The 18,174-nt window shown below is 53.9% G+C and carries 18 protein-coding genes; 14 read left to right on the top strand and 4 right to left on the bottom strand.

The genetic code is table 11. The features are described from left to right. The 5 genes from FDX01_RS23530 to paaY form a co-directional block, all read left to right on the top strand. The coding region (locus FDX01_RS23530) for a hotdog fold thioesterase (RefSeq protein ID WP_249360879.1) at positions 1-206 on the top strand (206 nt) is incomplete at its 5' end. Beyond that, on the top strand, positions 206-1,411 hold the full coding sequence (gene pcaF / locus FDX01_RS05375; protein ID WP_137399365.1) for a 3-oxoadipyl-CoA thiolase: 1,206 nt from the start codon (positions 206-208) through the stop codon (positions 1,409-1,411). The genes FDX01_RS23530 and pcaF, both read left to right, overlap by 1 nt. Before the next feature lie 28 nt (positions 1,412-1,439). Further along, positions 1,440-2,750 carry a phenylacetate--CoA ligase PaaK gene (gene paaK / locus FDX01_RS05370; RefSeq protein WP_137399364.1) on the top strand — a complete coding sequence of 437 codons (1,311 nt, stop codon included), beginning with the start codon at positions 1,440-1,442 and terminating at the stop codon, positions 2,748-2,750. A 157-nt stretch (positions 2,751-2,907) separates the two neighbouring features. Next, positions 2,908-3,834 (top strand): phenylacetic acid degradation operon negative regulatory protein PaaX, encoded by a 927-nt coding sequence (paaX, locus tag FDX01_RS05365; protein ID WP_170974759.1) that lies wholly within the window; start codon positions 2,908-2,910, stop codon positions 3,832-3,834. Between the two features lie 11 nt (positions 3,835-3,845). Further along, positions 3,846-4,442 (top strand): phenylacetic acid degradation protein PaaY, encoded by a 597-nt coding sequence (gene paaY, locus FDX01_RS05360; protein WP_137399362.1) that lies wholly within the window; start codon positions 3,846-3,848, stop codon positions 4,440-4,442. Positions 4,443-4,511: 69 nt separating this feature from the next. Here the strand turns inward: paaY and fhuE are convergent, their stop codons facing one another. Further along, positions 4,512-6,701 carry a ferric-rhodotorulic acid/ferric-coprogen receptor FhuE gene (fhuE, locus tag FDX01_RS05355; RefSeq protein WP_137362904.1) on the bottom strand — a complete coding sequence of 730 codons (2,190 nt, stop codon included), beginning with the start codon at positions 6,699-6,701 and terminating at the stop codon, positions 4,512-4,514. 350 nt (positions 6,702-7,051) lie between these two features. Between fhuE and hinT the strand changes: the two genes are divergently transcribed. The 8 genes from hinT (at position 7,052) to FDX01_RS05315 (ending at position 13,098) form a co-directional block, all read left to right on the top strand. Next, on the top strand, positions 7,052-7,411 hold the full coding sequence (hinT, locus tag FDX01_RS05350; RefSeq protein ID WP_096759427.1) for a purine nucleoside phosphoramidase: 360 nt from the start codon (positions 7,052-7,054) through the stop codon (positions 7,409-7,411). 2 nt (positions 7,412-7,413) lie between these two features. Next, the gene (locus FDX01_RS05345) at positions 7,414-7,788 is read left to right on the top strand and encodes a YcfL family protein (protein ID WP_137399361.1); all 375 of its coding nucleotides are present in this window, start codon (positions 7,414-7,416) and stop codon (positions 7,786-7,788) included. Between the two features lie 13 nt (positions 7,789-7,801). Continuing rightward, the gene (lpoB, locus tag FDX01_RS05340) at positions 7,802-8,443 is read left to right on the top strand and encodes a penicillin-binding protein activator LpoB (RefSeq protein WP_096757422.1); all 642 of its coding nucleotides are present in this window, start codon (positions 7,802-7,804) and stop codon (positions 8,441-8,443) included. Next, on the top strand, positions 8,424-9,248 hold the full coding sequence (thiK, locus tag FDX01_RS05335) for a thiamine kinase (RefSeq protein ID WP_137399360.1): 825 nt from the start codon (positions 8,424-8,426) through the stop codon (positions 9,246-9,248). The genes lpoB and thiK overlap by 20 nt, the downstream gene beginning before the upstream one ends. A gap of 10 nt (positions 9,249-9,258) precedes the next feature. Further along, positions 9,259-10,284, top strand: a complete 1,026-nt coding sequence (gene nagZ, locus FDX01_RS05330) for a beta-N-acetylhexosaminidase (protein ID WP_096757420.1) — start codon at positions 9,259-9,261, stop codon at positions 10,282-10,284. Between the two features lie 20 nt (positions 10,285-10,304). Continuing rightward, positions 10,305-10,847 (top strand): alpha/beta hydrolase YcfP, encoded by a 543-nt coding sequence (gene ycfP, locus FDX01_RS05325; RefSeq protein WP_096757419.1) that lies wholly within the window; start codon positions 10,305-10,307, stop codon positions 10,845-10,847. A gap of 238 nt (positions 10,848-11,085) precedes the next feature. Further along, positions 11,086-12,390 (top strand): NADH-quinone dehydrogenase, encoded by a 1,305-nt coding sequence (gene ndh / locus FDX01_RS05320; protein WP_117341953.1) that lies wholly within the window; start codon positions 11,086-11,088, stop codon positions 12,388-12,390. A gap of 168 nt (positions 12,391-12,558) precedes the next feature. Further along, the gene (locus FDX01_RS05315; RefSeq protein ID WP_096757417.1) at positions 12,559-13,098 is read left to right on the top strand and encodes a glycine zipper 2TM domain-containing protein; all 540 of its coding nucleotides are present in this window, start codon (positions 12,559-12,561) and stop codon (positions 13,096-13,098) included. Positions 13,099-13,179: 81 nt separating this feature from the next. Here the strand turns inward: FDX01_RS05315 and comR are convergent, their stop codons facing one another. Then, positions 13,180-13,833: a TetR family copper-responsive transcriptional repressor ComR gene (gene comR / locus FDX01_RS05310; RefSeq protein ID WP_137399359.1), complete on the bottom strand. Its 654-nt coding sequence runs from the start codon at positions 13,831-13,833 to the stop codon at positions 13,180-13,182. 242 nt (positions 13,834-14,075) lie between these two features. On the opposite strand from comR, the gene bhsA reads away from it, so the two are divergent. Beyond that, positions 14,076-14,333: a multiple stress resistance protein BhsA gene (bhsA, locus tag FDX01_RS05305; RefSeq protein WP_096759426.1), complete on the top strand. Its 258-nt coding sequence runs from the start codon at positions 14,076-14,078 to the stop codon at positions 14,331-14,333. Between the two features lie 87 nt (positions 14,334-14,420). On the opposite strand, the gene FDX01_RS05300 is transcribed toward bhsA, so the two are convergent. Then, the gene (locus FDX01_RS05300; protein WP_096757415.1) at positions 14,421-15,386 is read right to left on the bottom strand and encodes a L,D-transpeptidase family protein; all 966 of its coding nucleotides are present in this window, start codon (positions 15,384-15,386) and stop codon (positions 14,421-14,423) included. A 152-nt stretch (positions 15,387-15,538) separates the two neighbouring features. Beyond that, positions 15,539-18,174 (bottom strand): transcription-repair coupling factor (mfd, locus tag FDX01_RS05295; protein ID WP_249360878.1); only part of this gene is annotated, 2,636 nt, incomplete at its 5' end.

Here is an 18,174-nt window from a genome sequence, read left to right as displayed (position 1 = left end):
TGGCGGCGGTGGCCTCTGCCGCCAGTATCGATTTCCTGCGTCCGGCCTTGGTTGGTGAACTGCTGACCGCCACCGCGCGGGTCAAGCAGCAGGGCAAGCTGACCGGCGTTTACGACATTGAAATTATCAACCAGCAGCAAAAAATCGTGGCCCTGTTTCGCGGCAAATCGCACCGCATCGGCGGCACTATCACAGGAGAAGTCTAATGCGTGACGCGTTTATTTGTGACGGCATTCGTACCCCGATTGGTCGCTACGGCGGCGCGCTGGCCGGCGTTCGCGCCGACGATCTGGCTGCCATTCCGCTGCGGGAATTACTCAACCGGAATCCGAAGTTAGATGCCAGCGCCATCGACGATGTGATCTTCGGCTGCGCCAATCAGGCGGGGGAAGATAATCGTAACGTGGCGCATATGGCGACGCTGCTGGCGGGTTATCCGCACACGGTGGCGGGCACCACCATCAACCGCCTGTGCGGTTCCGGTCTGGACGCAATTGGCTTTGCCGCTCGGGCGATTAAAGCCGGTGATGCGGATCTGCTGATTGCCGGTGGCGTGGAATCTATGTCCCGTGCGCCGTTTGTGATGGGCAAAGCCACCTCGCCGTTTCAGCGTCAGGCGGAGATGTTTGATACCACCATCGGCTGGCGTTTTGTGAACCCGCTCATGCAGCAACAATTTGGAACTGACAGCATGCCGGAAACGGCGGAGAATGTAGCTGAATTGTTAAATATCAGCCGCGAAGATCAGGACGCCTTTGCTTATCGCAGCCAGCAGCGCACGGCACAAGCTCAGCGCGACGGCATTCTGGCGCAGGAAATTGTGCCAGTGCAGATAATTGGCAAGAAAGGGGCGGTCAGTGCGGTACGTGATGATGAACATCCGCGTGCGGAAACCACCCTCGAACAACTCTCTTCACTGAAAACCCCGTTCCGTAAAGGCGGCGTAATTACTGCCGGGAACGCCTCCGGCGTGAACGACGGTGCGGCGGCGATGATTATTGCCAGCGCAGAACAGGCTAGTGCGCAGGGGCTGACGCCGCGAGCACGCATCGTAGCGATGGCGACGGCGGGCGTGGAGCCGAAGTTTATGGGGCTGGGGCCGGTACCGGCAGTGCGTAAAGTGCTGGAGCGTGCCGGGCTGAATATTAACGATATGGATGTGATTGAGTTGAACGAAGCCTTTGCCGCTCAGGCGCTGGGCGTGATGCGCCAGCTCGGTCTGGCAGATGATGCTGAGCACGTGAATCCCAACGGTGGCGCCATCGCCTTAGGCCACCCGTTGGGAATGAGCGGCGTGCGCTTAGCGCTGGCGGCAACGTTGGAACTGGAACGACGCAATGGACGCTATGCGCTGTGTACGATGTGTATTGGCGTGGGCCAGGGTATCGCCCTGATCCTCGAGCGAGTGTGAGCTAATTGACCTGCGGATACCCTACAAAATGACAACAACATTAGATCCGATTGAAACTGCATCGCGTGACGAATTACAGGCTCTGCAAACCGAACGTCTGAAGTGGACGTTAAAACACGCCTATGAAAATGTGCCGATGTATCGCCGTAAGTTCGATGCGGCGGGCGTTCATCCGGATGATTTCCGTGAGCTGAGTGACCTAAGCAAGTTTCCCTGCACCACCAAGCAGGACCTGCGTGATAACTATCCATTCGACACCTTCGCGGTGCCGATGGAGCAGGTGGTGCGTATCCATGCGTCGTCCGGCACCACCGGCAAACCGACCGTCGTCGGCTATACGCAAAACGACATCGATACCTGGGCCAATATCGTTGCGCGCTCTCTGCGGGCGGCGGGCGGCACGGCGAAAGACAAAATCCATGTTGCCTACGGCTATGGCCTGTTTACCGGCGGCCTGGGCGCACATTACGGCGCGGAACGTTTAGGGGCCACGGTGATCCCGATGTCCGGCGGACAAACCGAGAAACAGGCGCAGCTGATTCGTGATTTCAAGCCTGACATGATTATGGTGACGCCGTCTTACTGCCTGAACCTGATTGAAGAACTCGAACGCCAGATGGGCGGCGACGCGCGCGGCTGCTCGCTACGTACCGGCGTGTTTGGTGCCGAGCCGTGGACGGCGGGAATGCGCGCAGAAATTGAACGTCGCCTCGGCATTACCGCGCTGGATATTTACGGCTTGTCTGAAGTGATGGGGCCGGGCGTGGCGATGGAGTGTATTGAAACCGGCGACGGCCCGACTATCTGGGAAGACCATTTCTTCCCGGAAGTGGTTAACCCGGAAGACGGCACGCCGCTGGCCGACGGCGAGCATGGCGAACTGCTGTTCACCACCCTGACCAAAGAAGCGTTGCCGGTGATCCGCTACCGCACCCGCGACCTGACGCGCCTGCTGCCGGGCACCGCCCGCACCATGCGCCGGATGGATCGCATCAGCGGGCGCAGCGATGACATGCTGATTATTCGCGGCGTTAACGTCTTCCCATCGCAGCTGGAAGAAGAGATCCTCAAGATTGAACATCTGGCGCCGCATTATCAGCTGGAAGTGGATCGTCGCGGGCATCTTGATTCACTTTCCGTGCGCGTGGAGCTAAAAGAGAGCGGTCTGGCGCTGGACCATGAGCAGCGCTGTCAGATTTGCCACCATCTGCGTCACCGTATTAAGTCGATGGTCGGTATTTCTACTGACGTGAGTATTGTGAACTGCGGCAGCATTCCACGCTCCGAAGGCAAAGCGTGCCGCGTGTTTGATTTGCGTAAAGTCGCAACAAACGGTTAAGACTCGTAGGCCTGATACGCGCAGCGCCATCAGGCGAAAGCGCACAGATTGCCGGATGGCGGCGTTGCCTTATCCGGCCTACCAATTCCCGCCGTTTCGCGGAATTATTCCTGTGCTATGATTCAAAAAGGATATAAATAACAACAGAATGAATCATATGGACAAACTCGACAGCTTTATTCAGCAGGCGGTGACCGCGATGCCCATTAGCGGCACCTCGCTTATCGCTTCGTTATACGGTGACTGCTTATCCCAGCGCGGTGGCGAAGTGTGGCTCGGCAGCGTGGCGGCACTGCTTGAAGGACTCGGCTTTGGTGAACGCTTTGTGCGCACCGCGCTGTTTCGCCTTAATAAAGAAGAGTGGCTGGACGTGGTGCGCATTGGCCGCCGCAGCTTCTACCGCCTGAGTGATAAAGGCCTGCGCCTGACACGACGCGCCGAAAGCAAAATTTATCGCGCCAGTGCCCCGGAATGGGACGGCACCTGGCTGTTGTTACTTTCTGAAGGGCTAGAAAAAAATACCCTTAATGAAGTTAAAAAGCAGCTGATTTGGCAGGGGTTCGGCGTCCTTGCGCCAAGCCTGCTGGCCTCGCCGTCGCAAAAGCTGGCGGATGTGCAGTCGCTACTACACGAAGCGGGCGTGGCGGAAAATGTGATTGTATTTGAAGCACATTCACCGCTGGCCATTTCTCGCGCTGCGCTGCGTGAGCGTGTGGAAGAGTGCTGGCAGTTGACCGAACAGAACGCCATGTACGAGGCGTTTATCACATTGTTCCGCCCGCTGTTGCCGCTGCTGCGTGACGCCGAGGCGGATGAGCTGACGCCGGAACGCTGCTTCCAGATCCGTCTGTTGCTGATCCATTTCTATCGTCGGGTGGTACTGAAAGATCCGCTGTTACCAGAGGAACTGCTGCCCGCCCACTGGCTGGGTCAGACCGCACGTCAGTTGTGTATCAATATCTATCAACGCGTCGCGCCCGTTGCTCAGGCTTTTGTCAGTGAAAAAGGCGAAAGTTCAGTGGGCGAACTGCCCGCGCCGGGGCCGCTCTATTATCAACGCTTTGGTGGATTAGCCGAGGCGTAACAGGAGAAGCCATGCCGATTTACCAGATGGACGGAATGATCCCCGTCGTACCTAACGAAAGCTATGTTCATCCAACCGCCGTACTGATTGGCGATGTGATCCTCGGCAAAGGGGTTTACGTGGGTCCTAACGCTAGCCTGCGCGGCGATTTTGGTCGTATCGTGGTGAAAGATGGCGCGAATATTCAAGATAACTGCGTAATGCACGGTTTCCCGGGCCAGGACACTGTGGTGGAAGAAGACGGGCATATCGGCCACGGTGCCATTCTGCACGGTTGCGTAATTGGCCGTAATGCGCTGGTCGGTATGAGCGCGGTGATTATCGATGGGGCGACCATTGGTGAAAACAGTATTGTCGGTGCGTCGGCGTTTGTAAAAGCCCGGGCTGAGATGCCCGCCAACCATCTGATTGTCGGTAGTCCGGCAAAAGCGATTCGCACCCTAACCGAGCAGGAACTGACGTGGAAGAAGCAGGGCACCCGTGAATATCAGGTACTGGTGGAACGCTGTCAGCACACGCTTTCTGAAGTGCAACCGCTGACCGAAGCGGAGCCCGACCGTAAGCGGCTGGAGTTTGATGAAGATCTGAAGCCGAAATCAGCGAGTTAGCTCGGGGCAAGCGGGCGTCGGGTTACCGGCGTTGTCATCGGGGTGACAACGCCGGGCACAATGTTCTTATCAGAACTGATAGCTGGCGGTGACGCTGACGTTACGCGGTTCACCATAGACGATAGAGCCGTCAATGTTGGTGTCGTAAGTCTTATCGAACAGGTTGTTCAGATTGCCCTGCAGGGAGAAGTTTTTTGTCACCTGGTAACGGGTGAATAAATCTACCAATGCGTAGCTACCCTGTTCGGCACGGAACGTCCCGTACGGCGTCACGGTATCGCTGTAAACGCGATTCTGCCAGTTAACACCACCGCCGACGGTCAGCTCCGGTATCGCTGGCAGACGATAACGGGTGAACAGTTTCACCGTAGTACGTGGCAGGTTTGGGTTCACCGCCTTGCCTTCGTTATCTTCAGCAACGTAGCGCGTTGCGCCAAACGTCATCTGCCAGTTATCGGTGATTGCACCGTTCACTTCGAATTCAACCCCTTTGCTGACTGTACCATTGCTCGACTTATAGGCCGTTTCGCCATTGCTGCCGGCAATTGGCGTACCGGTAGACTGTGCCAGGTTATCCTGCTCGATACGGAATACCGCAAGGGTGGTGGTCAGGCGACTGTTCATCCAGTCCGACTTTAACCCCATCTCATAGTTGTTACCGGTGATCGGGGAGAGGTATTTACCCGAACTGTCACGTTTGTTCTGTGGCTGGAAGATAGAGGTATAGCTGGCGTAAGTTGACCAGTTATCATCAATGTCATACACCAGACCGGCATACGGTGTGGTGTGATTTTTTTCCATGCTGTAGGTCAGGGTGTCGATACGCCAGTTGGTATAACGCGCGCCGAGGATCAAGTGCAGCGGGTCGGCCAGCGAAACACGCGTCGCCGCGTAGAGCGATTTCATGTGGGTGGTATCGTCCTGAGCCAGCGATTGTGGACGCCAGTTAGTCTCAGGAATATTACCGTCGAAGTTATTGAAATTCCCCACTTCGTTCGGATACACGTTATCCCAGGCATTGACATAACGGTTGTTTTGTTTGCTGTAGCTGCCGCCGAGCATCAGGTTATGTTGACGACCAAACAGGTCGTAGCCACCGTCGGCGAACAGATCAACCGCATCGATCTTACGCTTGCCGCTGTTCCACCCCGTACCGCCGACGTTGTCGAAGCCAGGTCCATAATTAGCATAAGGGCCGACCAGCATACCGGTGTTTTTGTCGACATAGGCATCGATGTACATTGTTTTGCTGTCGAACTTAACCTCAGAGTGGGTAGCGTTCAGGGTTGTCTGCCAGGTATCGGCAAAACGCTGTTTCAGCGTGACAAAGACTTTGTTGATGTCTTTGTCATTGTAGGCCCAGTCCGGAGCCGTGCTGCGTGAACGGTCATAGCTGTTTTTGCTGCCGTCGGTATTCCAGCGCGGCAGGCCACCCCAGGTTGGGCTGTTAACGTCAATACGCTGGTATTCATAACCGGCAGACAGGCTGGTGGTGTCACCCAGATCCGCATCGACAATCCCGGAGAAGAACATTTTTTCGCTGTTGTAGCGGTCAAGCCAGGAGTCGTTATTCTGATATCCGGCGACGATGCGGGCGCGCACATTGCCATCTTCGGTTAACGGACTCTGTAAATCAGTGACATAGCGCTGTTTATTCCAGCTGCCGTATTCTGCCGACACATTACCGGTGAACTCGCGGCTGGTGGCGTGTTTACGAATCATGTTAATGGAGGCTGAAGGATTGCCCGTTCCGGTCATCAAACCGTTCGCTCCGCGCACCACTTCTACGCGTTCAAACAAGGCGGTGTCGGAAAGTGCATCGCCGAGGTTCCAGCGGGATTCAAAATAGGTCGGGATCCCGTCGACCATATAGTTATCAATCTCAAAACCGCGGGAAAAATAGCTGTTACGATCGGAGTCAGCCTGGCTTTTACTGATACCGAGCGTATTGTCCATCACATCACCGAGAGTCTGTAACTGCTGATCTTCCATGCGCTGCTGGCTAACGATAGTGACCGACTGAGGTATATCGCGCTGGGTCATCTGCATTTTGGTGCCCGCTGTCGTCGACTTCACGCTGTAATCCTGTTCTTCGCCGGATGCCGAGTCTGCGGTGGCTGAACCATCAACGATCACCGTATCTTCGTTGGCGGCGAAGCCTGAAGCGGGAATAAAAGCCATGGCAATACAGACAGCAAGCAAGGAAGGGGCGAGTGCGGGTTGACGCTGAGAATCCCGGTTGTATGTTGTGAAAGACATCAATAAGTCCTTGATAATTATTAATATTAAGTTCTAATCACCGTTGCGGGTGATGAACCCTTTTGTTGTTAACTATTAAATTTGTATGTAAATGCAAATGCGAAATATACGCATTCATATTCAACGTGTAAACAGATGCTACAGAGATAAATGAAATATTGTTTCAGTACTATGTCTGAGCAATAGCGGCGGTAAATGGTTATAAGAACAGCGGAGAGGGAGCTTTTTGCTTAAAAAATCGGGGGTTAAAGTTGAAAGAGCGTGAGTAACTCGCTCATACTCTATACTCGCAGAGTCGCTCGGCGTAGCATGGCACAACGCATGGGCTGTTAATGAAAAAGGAAAACGTCGTGGCAGAAGAAACTATATTCAGCAAAATTATTCGTCGTGAAATTCCCTCAGACATCGTGTATCAGGACGAACTGGTAACCGCGTTTCGTGATATTTCACCTCAGGCACCCACGCATATCCTGATCATTCCCAACGTTCTGATCCCAACCGTTAACGATGTAACGGCAGAACATGAACAGGCGCTGGGCCGAATGATCACCGTGGCGGCCAAAATCGCCGAGCAGGAAGGTATTGCCGAAGATGGCTACCGTTTGATCATGAATACCAATCGCCACGGTGGACAAGAGGTGTATCACATCCACATGCATCTGCTAGGGGGCCGTGTGTTGGGGCCAATGCTTGCACATAAAGGTCTATGATAATGACCAGAGGATGCTTCGCGCTGACGCTGGGCTTACTGTTGCTGGCTGGCTGTCGTTCACACCCCGAAATTCCGGTCAGTGATGAACAGTCTCTGGTGATGGAATCAACAATACTGGCCGCGGGTATAACAGCAGAACAACCTGCGTTAACCACGTCTGATATTCAGCCTTCGGCATCCTCACGACTCTATAACGAAAGGCAAGAACCCGTCACCGTTCATTATCGGTTTTACTGGTATGACGCCAGAGGGCTGGAAATGCACCCTCTGGAGGCGCCACGTAGCGTTACGATTCCGGCACGTTCGTCGGTGACATTGTATGGCAGCGCCAATTTTCTGGGGGCGCACAAGGTTAGACTTTATCTTTATTTGTAAGAGGTGAATCTTGATGATCAAATTGAATCGCTACGCCGTGGTTGCTGCGCTGGCGATATTTCTCTCTGGTTGTGTGGCGCAACGTGAGCCTGCACCGGTAGATGAAGTAAAACCGGTACCGGAACAGCCCGCGCAGCCGCAACAGCCTGTGCCGGTTGTGCCTACAGTCCCGACCATTCCGCAGCAGCCGGGTCCGATTGAACATGAGGATCAAACGGCGCAGCCCGCTCCGCGAGTACGTCATTATGACTGGAACGGGGCGATGCAGCCGATGGTGGGCAAAATGCTGCAGGCGGATGGCGTAAAAGCCGGGGGCGTTCTGCTGGTCGACAGCGTGAACAACCGCACTAACGGTTCACTTAATGCAGGGGAAGCCACCGAGACGCTGCGCAATGCGCTGGCGAATAACGGGAAATTTACCCTGGTTTCGGCGCAGCAACTGGCGATAGCGAAGCAGCAACTCGGTTTATCACCGCACGACAGCTTAGGTACGCGCAGCAAAGCGATTGGCATTGCCCGTAACGTCGGTGCCCAGTATGTGCTGTATTCCAGCGCATCCGGTAACGTCAATACGCCATCACTGCAAATGCAATTAATGCTGGTACAAACGGGTGAGATAATCTGGTCAGGTAAAGGTGCCGTTCAGCAACAATAAGCCATTGACGCGCGATGAGGTGTTGTCGCGCTATTTCCCGCAGTATCGTCCCGTCGCAGCTGGTAAGCTTGGCTTGAGCGGCGGGAGCTGCGTCATTGAACATCATTCCCATCGCCTCGTACTGCGCCGTCATCACGATCCTGACGCGCCAGAGTCGCATTTTTTACGCCACTATCATGCGCTAAAACGCCTGCCGGACAGCCTGGCTCCTGAACCTCGTTTTTATACGCGCGGGTGGATGGCCATCGACTATTTTCACGGTAGAGTCGATTCCAGATTACCGGAAGCCGACGAACTCGCGCGCTTACTGTATCATCTTCACCAACAACCCCATTTTGGCTGGCGAGTGAGTCTGTTGCCGTTGCTGGAACAGTACTGGCAGTGTTGTGATCCGACGCGTCGCACATCGCGCTGGTTACGTGTGCTAAAGCGTCTGAGAAAACGACGGGAGCCTCATCCCTTGCGTTTGGGGCCCTTGCATATGGATGTCCACGGCGACAACATTGTGCATACGGTGTCAGGTCTGCGGTTGATTGACTGGGAGTATGCCGGGGACGGCGATATCGCCCTCGAGCTGGCGGCAGTGTGGGTCGCTGACGAGTCGCAACATCGCGAGTTGGTCAACGCCTATGCCCACCATGCGCATATTGACCCAAACGTTTTGTGGCGGCAGATCAGACAGTGGCAACCCTGGATACTGATGCTGAAGGCGGGGTGGTTTGAGTATCGCTGGCAACAGACTGGCGATCGACAATTTATCAGGCTGGCCGATGACACCTGGCGGCAGCTAACCATGAAAGGATAAGGAGAGCAGTGTGGGTCCAGTAATGTTGGATGTTGAAGGGTATGAGCTGGACGCGGAAGAGCGTGAGATTTTGGCGCACCCGTTGGTGGGTGGTTTGATCCTCTTTACCCGCAATTACCACGACCCGGAACAGTTACGTGAATTAGTGCGTCAGATTCGCGCGGCGTCACGTAATCATCTGGTGGTGGCGGTGGATCAAGAAGGCGGGCGCGTGCAGCGTTTTCGCGAAGGCTTTACCCGCCTGCCAGCGGCACAATCCTTTGCCGCACTGCACGGTCTGGAAGAGGGTGGAAAGCTGGCTGAAAACGCCGGATGGCTGATGGCCAGCGAGATGATTGCGATGGACATCGATATCAGTTTTGCCCCCGTATTGGATGTCGGCCATATCAGTGCCGCGATTGGCGAGCGTTCGTATCATGCCGATCCGCTAAAAGCGCTGGCGATGGCGACGCGCTTTATCGACGGTATGCACGCGGCAGGCATGAAAACCACCGGGAAGCATTTCCCTGGACATGGGGCAGTGACGGCGGATTCACACAAAGAAACGCCCACCGATCCGCGACCGGAAGCTGAAATTCGCGCTAACGATATGTCGGTGTTCCAGGCGCTTATTACGGAAAACAAACTCGACGCGATTATGCCTGCGCACGTGATTTATAGCGAAGTAGACTCCCGCCCGGCGAGTGGTTCACCGCACTGGCTAAAAACGGTCCTGCGTCAGGAGCTTGGTTTTGACGGTGTGATTTTCTCTGACGATCTGTCGATGGAAGGTGCGGCAATCATGGGGAGCTATGCAGAGCGAGGCCAGGCATCGCTGGATGCAGGTTGCGATATGATCCTGGTCTGCAATAATCGTAAAGGGGCAGTCAGTGTGTTAGATAATCTGTCGCCGATCAATGCAGAGCGTGTTACACGTTTGTATCATAAAGGTTCATTTTCGCGTCAGGAACTGATGGACTCGGATCGCTGGAAAACAATCAGCGCCCAGCTCAACCAGCTTCATGAACGCTGGCAGGAAGAGAAAGCAGGTCATTAACGCAAGTTTGCGAGGATGCGATGATTATCTATTTACACGGTTTTGACTCTAACAGTCCGGGCAACCACGAGAAAGTGTTGCAATTACAGTTTATTGACCCGGATGTCAGGCTGATTAGCTACAGTACACGGCATCCTAAACATGATATGCAGCATCTGCTGAAAGAAGTAGATAAAATGTTGCAGCTTAATGTCGACGACCGACCGCTGATTTGCGGTGTGGGTCTGGGCGGCTACTGGGCAGAAAGGATTGGTTTTCTGTGTGATATTCGCCAGGTGGTGTTTAACCCTAACTTGTTCCCGAATGAGAACATGGAAGGAAAAATCGACAGGCCGGAAGAGTACGCTGACATCGCCACAAAATGTGTGACCAATTTCCGTGAGAAGAATCGCGACCGGTGTCTGGTCATTCTGTCACGGCATGATGAAGCGCTGAACAGCCAGCGTGCTTCCGAAGAGCTGCATCACTACTATGAAATTGTATGGGACGAAGATCAGACCCATAAATTTAAAAATATCTCCCCACATTTGCAGCGAATCAAAGCCTTTAAGACGTTAGGTTAGTCACTCACCCACGTTTAACAAAGCCAGCCTGCGGGCTGGTTTTTTTATCTTTAAAATTCCAGTTGTCTATCTTTTCAGCATCAAAACTTGATGCACATCAAATTTGGTATGACCAATGCACCGTTCGTGTTATTCTCAGTCTCGAAGGACATTTTCATTATCGTAACGTGTTGTTAATTAAAGGCTATGCCTATAACGTTTAATTAACAATTGGTTAATAAAATTTAAGGGGGTCACGTTGACTACACCATTGAAAAGGATCGTGATTGTCGGCGGCGGTGCTGGCGGACTGGAAATGGCGACGCAGCTCGGTAAAAAGCTGGGGCGCAAGAAGAAGGCCAAAATCACGCTGGTAGACAGAAATCACAGCCATCTATGGAAACCGTTGCTGCACGAAGTGGCAACCGGATCGCTGGATGAGGGTGTTGATGCACTGAGCTATCTGGCGCATGCCCGTAACCACGGCTTTGAATTCCAGCTGGGTTCGGTTATGGATATCGATCGCGAAGCGAAGACTATTACTATCGCTGAGCTACGCGATGAGAAAGGTGAACTGCTGGTTCCTGAGCGCAAAGTGGCGTATGACACGCTGGTAATGGCGTTGGGCAGTACCTCCAATGATTTCAACACGCCGGGCGTCAAAGATCATTGCATCTTCCTTGATAACCCGCATCAGGCTCGCCGTTTCCATCAGGAAATGCTGAACCTGTTCCTGAAGTATTCGGCGAATTTGGGCGCCAACGGCAAAGTGAATATCGCTATTGTCGGTGGTGGTGCGACGGGCGTTGAGCTGTCGGCTGAACTGCATAATGCGGTGAAACAGCTGCACAGCTACGGCTACAAAGGGTTAACCAACGAAGCGCTGAACGTGACGCTGGTGGAAGCCGGTGAGCGTATTCTGCCTGCGTTGCCGCCACGTATTTCCAGCGCGGCTCATAATGAGCTGACCAAGCTGGGCGTGCGTGTGCTGACGCAGACGATGGTGACCAGCGCTGATGAAGGCGGTCTGCACACCAAAGACGGCGAGTATATTGAAGCCGATCTGATGGTCTGGGCGGCAGGTATCAAAGCGCCAGACTTTATGAAGGATATTGGCGGTCTGGAAACGAACCGTATTAATCAGCTGGTGGTTGAACCGACTCTGCAGACGTCGCGCGACCCTGACGTGTACGCGATTGGTGACTGTGCCTCCTGCGCGCGTCCGGAAGGGGGCTTTGTCCCGCCGCGCGCCCAGGCTGCACACCAGATGGCATCGTGCGCAATGAGCAACATTCTGGCGCAGATGAACGGCAAGCCGCTGAAGGCGTATCAGTATAAAGATCACGGCTCGCTGGTTTCACTGTCTAACTTCTCTACCGTTGGTAGCCTGATGGGCAACCTGACGCGCGGTTCGATGATGGTGGAAGGGCGCATTGCGCGCTTTGTTTACATCTCGCTGTACCGTATGCACCAGATTGCGCTGCACGGCTATTTCAAAACCGGCCTGATGATGCTGGTGGGTAGCATCAACCGTGTAATTCGCCCGCGCCTGAAACTGCACTAATATCGATGTATGATGCCGGATGACGCTGTTCATCCGGCCCCTTCCTTAAGAGTTCTCTGAATCCTGCTGCTTTGTTTCCTTGTTCCGCTATTTTCATCCGTAATCTGATTGGCATTTTTCATCTCCTGTTGCAAAGTTGTTGCTAATAGCAAAAAAGGAGGAAGTCCCGTGAATAAATCAATGTTGGCGGGTATAGGGATTGGCGTAGCTGCTGCGCTGGGTGTGGCAGCGGTGGCCAGTCTTAACGTGTTTGAGCGTGGCCCACAATATGCACATGTTGTCTCTGCGACCCCGATTAAAGAAACGGTAAAAACGCCGCGTCAGGAATGCCGTAACGTGACGGTTACCCACCGTAAGCCGGTGCAGGATGAAAATCGTATTGCGGGTTCAGTGCTGGGTGCTGTTGCGGGTGGGGTTATCGGTCATCAGTTTGGTGGCGGACGCGGTAAAGATATTGCCACCGTTGCAGGGGCATTAGGTGGCGGTTATGCCGGGAACCAGATCCAGGGTTCGATGCAGGAAAACGATACTTACACCAGTACGCAGCAGCGCTGTAAAACAGTGTATGACAAATCGGAAAAAATGCTGGGTTACGACGTGACCTACAAAATTGGCGATCAGCAGGGCAAAATCCGCATGGATAAAGACCCTGGCTCGCAAATCCCACTGGATAACAACGGCCAGTTGGTGCTGAATAACAACGCGTAAAATAGTCTTGCTCTGTACATTAATTAGCCCCCCATTCGCTCAGGCTGGGGGGCTTTTTTTATCAGAAGGTTAATGCGGAGTTCAGGCCAGAGGCGCGGTTTCTTCTTTCAGCAGTTCAGGCCACAGACGCAGCGTGGTCCGGGTTATCTGCATCAGTTTCTCAAAAGTTGCCCCTTCGCGGGCGCTGATCGACATACCTTGTAAAATACAGTTCAGAAATTCGGCCAGTTTCTGCGGATCGCAGTGTGCCGGAATTTCGCCATGTTCCTGGCGCTGGCGAAGAAACTGGGTCAGCGTTTGCTCCTGCATGGCATGGCGGGATTTCACCGTGTGCGCAATATCGCGAGAAGAGGCGGCAAGCGTTGCGGAGGTATTAATCATAAAACATCCTGCCGGCGTGTCTTTGCTGGTGAAGCAGCTGGCGATTGCCGTGAAATAGTCTTCCAGCGCACAGGTGAGGCTTTTTTCTTCGCAAAAGAGTTGGGCTTCGTGCTTTGCAGCGAAGCAGGTGATGTAGCGGTCCAACACGGCACGAAATAACCCTTCCTTATTGGTGAATTCCGCATACAGCGTGGGCGCTTTGGCACCGGTTGCTTCCACGAGATCGGCGAGCGAGGTCGCTTCATATCCGTGCTGCCAGAAGAGTGTCATGGCCTTATCAAGCGCGGCTTCCCTGTCGAACACTTTTGGTCGGCCACGGCTTTTTTTTGCACAACCTGTCGTTTCAGTTGTCATGGTGCCGTCGTACCTGGTTGGGTTTATTGAACAATCATTATAAAAATATTTGCCCACACTCTCCAGTGTATTCACGATAAAAATAATTTGTTTCTATTGATATGAAAAATAAGACCTTTGTATTTTATATAACGATCGTTATAAAAAAACATTGACGTGTGACCTGGATCACATCTATGATTTCCCTATCGATCGTTAAGTTAATCTTTTCGACAGACATTCATCTGCATAAGGTCACTATTATGAAAAACGTAAAAACGCTGCTACTTGCTACGGTTCTGAGCTCACTTTCATTTGCCAGCTTTGCCGCTGTAGAAGTTCAGGCCACGCCTGAAGGCCAACAGAAGGTAGGGATTATCTCTGCGAATGCGGGGACTAACTTAGGTTCTCTGGAAGATCAGCTGGCGCAGAAAGCAGATGAAATGGGGGCGAAATCGTTCCGTATTACCTCTGTGACCGGTCCTAACACTCTTCATGGTACAGCGGTAATCTACAAATAAGTTTTAACCCATCGCAATGCCACTGCGAGTTAACTAAAAAAACCCCCGCGGAATAACATCCAGCGGGGGTTTTTTATGGGCAACTGTTTACAGTGACTGCTGACTGACGTCGTGATGACGCGTTACGTCTACCGGCATCCCGGAACGCAGTTCCATAGCGTGTTCCATGACGGAGGCATCCGTTTGTGCCGCATTCTTAAACGTCTTCATCGACGCGTTCAGTACGATCGGCAGCACCTGCGGATCGTCATCAATATTTTCCGACAGCGGCTGATGCACTTCTACCAGGCGCACGCCGTTGGGTTCAACAGAGGCTTTGATTGGCGTGTTGATAATATTGACCTTGGTACCTGGCGTAACCTGACGGAATAAGGTTTCAATATCACCGTCGCGCAGGCGAATACAGCCAGAGCTGACGCGCATACCGATACCAAAATCAGCGTTGGTACCATGAAGTAAATAGACTCCACCGTAAGCCGCCAGGCGGATGGCATGATGACCCATCGGGTTTTCCGGACCCGCAGGGACGACGGCAGGCAGGTCGATACCATTGGCTTTGTAACGGGCGCGGATATTGGCCGTTGGGGTCCAGGTCGGGTTGGCACGTTTATCAGAGATACTGGTTACCATGGTGGGAGTCAGGGTATCTCCGCCCAGTTGACCAATACCAATCGGATACACGGTCACCGAATTTTTACCTGGGTGATAATAGTACAGACGCAACTCAGCAAGATTAATCACAATCCCTTCGCGCGGGGCATCCGGTAGCAGGGTTTGCAGCGGAATGGTTAATACGCTACCGGCTCTTGGCACGAAAGGGTCGACGCCAGGGTTAGCCTGTAGCAGCGCTAAAAAACCCACATTGTACTTTTTCGCAATGGCTTCCAGTGAACCGCCGTTATCTTCGACAACGTGTACGGTATTTTCACCCACCAGTCTGCTTCCTGGCGGAGGCAGCGGCCAGGTGTTCGCCTGGGCCGGAAGCGCCAGCGCAAGAGACGCGGCAAGCGTAAAATACGTCAGCCAGCGAGAGAATTGCTTATTGTTTAACATTGCCATAAGTCCATTGTTTTTACGTGGTTTTTATCATGTAAAAGTAAACAGGAATTATGGCGGTTTGCTGTGTCGGGAAGTGCAGGGAAGTGCAAAGAGTTTGTAAATTCAACAGGCCGGGTGAGTACGGTGAACTGCACCCGGCCTGATGGCTATGCTACGGCGTTTTCTTCCAGTTGGCGCATAAACTGACGCACCCACTCCATACGCGTTTTACGGTCAGCAAGGTCCTGAATAAACTTCAGGCGCGTGGGACCGTCCAGGCGGAAGTGCTGTGGTTGTTTTTGCAGCAAACCGATCAGCCACACTGGGTTGACGTGGTTTTTCTCTGCAAATTCAATGGTACCGCCTTTTTCATTACCCTCGAGCTTTCTGATACCCAGCTTTTGCGCCTGCTGGCGCAGACGGGCAATATCCAGCAGCGTGCGGGCAGGATCGGGCAGCAGGCCAAAGCGGTCGATTAGCTCGACCTTGATCTCTTCCAGTTCATTTTCACCCTTTGCACTGGCAATGCGTTTATAGAATGACAGTCGCGTGTTCACATCGGGAATGAAATCATCCGGCAACAGCGACGGCATACGCAGTTCCACTTCGGTTTGTTGACTGGTGAGATCTTCCAGCGACGGTTCACGCCCTTCTTTGAGCGCATCCACCGCGTTCTCCAGCAGCTCCATATACAGCGAGAAACCGATGGTTTCCATTGAGCCGCTCTGGTCTTCACCCAGCAGTTCGCCTGCCCCGCGAATCTCGAGGTCGTGGGTCGCCAGCGCAAAACCTGCACCCAAATCTTCCAGTGAGGCAATGGCTTCGAGGCGTTTTTGTGCGTCGGTGGTCATGGCTTTCGGGTGCGGTGTCAGCAGCCAGGCGTAGGCCTGGTGATGCGAGCGTCCCACGCGACCACGTAGCTGATGCAGCTGCGCCAGACCGAAGTGGTCCGCACGTTCGATGATAATCGTGTTGGCAGTCGGAATGTCGATCCCGGTTTCGATAATGGTGGTACACACCAGCACGTTAAATCGCTGGTGGTGGAAATCGTTCATCACGCGTTCCAGCTCGCGCTCGCGCATCTGTCCATGCCCGATGGCAATACGCGCTTCCGGCACCAGTTCTGCCAGCCTGTCGGCAGTTTTCTGGATGTTCTCAACGTCGTTGAACAGATAATAGACCTGACCACCACGCAGCACTTCACGCAGAATGGCTTCGCGTACCACCAGATTGTCATACTCGCGTACAAAGGTTTTGACCGCCAGACGGCGGGCGGGCGGCGTGGCAATGATCGACAGATCGCGCATACCGCTCATCGCCATATTCAGCGTGCGAGGGATCGGCGTTGCGGTTAGCGTCAGAATATCCACGTCAGCGCGCATCGCTTTGATTCGCTCTTTATGCCGCACGCCGAAGCGGTGTTCTTCATCGACGATCAGCAGACCTAAATCTTTTAGCTTCACATCGCTTTGTAGCAGTTTGTGGGTACCGATAAGAATATCGATTTTACCTTCAGCGACCTGCTCCAGGATCTGCGCTTGCTCTTTGGCGCTACGAAAACGCGACAACATCTCAATGCGTACCGGCCAGTTGGCAAAGCGGTCTCGGAAGTTGTCGAAGTGCTGCTGAGCAAGCAGGGTGGTCGGTACCAGTACGGCGACCTGTTTGTGGTTCTCGACGGCGAGGAAGGCGGCGCGCATCGCTACTTCGGTTTTACCGAAGCCAACGTCGCCGCAGACTAGTCGATCCATCGCCAGCGGCTGACACATATCGCTGAGTACCGCGTTAATGGCCTGCGCCTGATCGGGCGTGGTTTCAAACGGGAAGCTGTCGCAAAAAAGCTGGTACTGTTCGCGGTCATGCTTAAAGGCAAAGCCTTCTTTCGCCGCACGCTGGGCGTAGATGTCCAACAGCTCTGCTGCCACATCGCGCACTTTCTCGGCGGCTTTCTGCCGCGCACGTGACCAGGCGTCACCGCCGAGTTTATGCAGCGGCGCATTTTCTTCTGCACCACCGGCGTAACGGCTGATTAAATGTAATGACGACACGGGTACATACAGTTTGGCGTCGTTGGCGTAGGTGAGCATCAGGTATTCAGCGGTGATACCGCCTGCTTCCAGCGTGGTCATGCCGGCGTAGCGCCCCACGCCGTGCTCCAGATGCACCACCGGCTGACCGGGGTGCAACTCCGCCAGGTTGCGGATTAAGGTATCGGGGTTGATGGTGCGACGCGAATCCTGACGACGGCGCGCCACGCGCTCGCCGAGGAGATCGCTTTCGCAGATCAGCGCCAGATTTCGTTTGCTATCAATAAACCCGTGTTCCGCCGAGCCAATCATCAGATAACGACCGGCATCGACCGCTTCATCGAGGCGCAAAATGCGCTTCGGCGCAATCTTGATACGGGCGAGCAGTTCACCGAGAGCTTCACGACGGCCTTCACTTTCTACCGAGAAAATCACCGGACCGGTAAAAGCTTCAAGGAACTTACGTAATGCATCCAACGGCGCTTTTTGCTGCGCCTGGACGGCTAGGTCTGGCAGCTTCTGGAACCCGAGGTTGGTATTCGCCGCTTTTTTCGGCAGGCTCTCGGTTTTCAGCTGAACGCGGGGCCAGCGTTTAAGTTCAGAGAACAACTCATCCACCCGCAGCCACAGTGATTCCGGCGGCAGAAGTGGACGCATCGGGTCAACACCCCGATTCTCAAAGCGCGACAGCGTGTCGGCCTGAAAGCGCTCGGCGCTGGTTTCTAGATCGCCGGTATTCACCAGCAGCGTATTGGCCGGGAAGTAGCTGAATAGCG

It is taken from the genome of Citrobacter sp. wls613, assembly GCF_005281195.1.
Lineage (GTDB): Bacteria > Pseudomonadota > Gammaproteobacteria > Enterobacterales > Enterobacteriaceae > Citrobacter > Citrobacter gillenii.
The sequence above is the reverse complement of the archived record's forward strand: the minus strand, read 5'-3'. Positions and strand labels throughout refer to the sequence as shown.

Bases quoted from the DNA above. Each gene is read 5' to 3' on its own strand.
- FDX01_RS05345 (WP_137399361.1), top strand. From the start codon at position 7,414: ATGACCAGAGGATGCTTCGCGCTGACGCTGGGCTTACTGTTGCTGGCT.
- paaK (WP_137399364.1), top strand. From the start codon at position 1,440: ATGACAACAACATTAGATCCGATTGAAACTGCATCGCGTGACGAATTA.
- fhuE (WP_137362904.1), bottom strand. From the start codon at position 6,701: ATGTCTTTCACAACATACAACCGGGATTCTCAGCGTCAACCCGCACTC.
- paaX (WP_170974759.1), top strand. From the start codon at position 2,908: ATGGACAAACTCGACAGCTTTATTCAGCAGGCGGTGACCGCGATGCCC.
- bhsA (WP_096759426.1), top strand. From the start codon at position 14,076: ATGAAAAACGTAAAAACGCTGCTACTTGCTACGGTTCTGAGCTCACTT.
- lpoB (WP_096757422.1), top strand. From the start codon at position 7,802: ATGATCAAATTGAATCGCTACGCCGTGGTTGCTGCGCTGGCGATATTT.
- pcaF (WP_137399365.1), top strand. From the start codon at position 206: ATGCGTGACGCGTTTATTTGTGACGGCATTCGTACCCCGATTGGTCGC.
- comR (WP_137399359.1), bottom strand. From the start codon at position 13,833: ATGACAACTGAAACGACAGGTTGTGCAAAAAAAAGCCGTGGCCGACCA.
- FDX01_RS05300 (WP_096757415.1), bottom strand. From the start codon at position 15,386: ATGTTAAACAATAAGCAATTCTCTCGCTGGCTGACGTATTTTACGCTT.
- paaY (WP_137399362.1), top strand. From the start codon at position 3,846: ATGCCGATTTACCAGATGGACGGAATGATCCCCGTCGTACCTAACGAA.
- ycfP (WP_096757419.1), top strand. From the start codon at position 10,305: ATGATTATCTATTTACACGGTTTTGACTCTAACAGTCCGGGCAACCAC.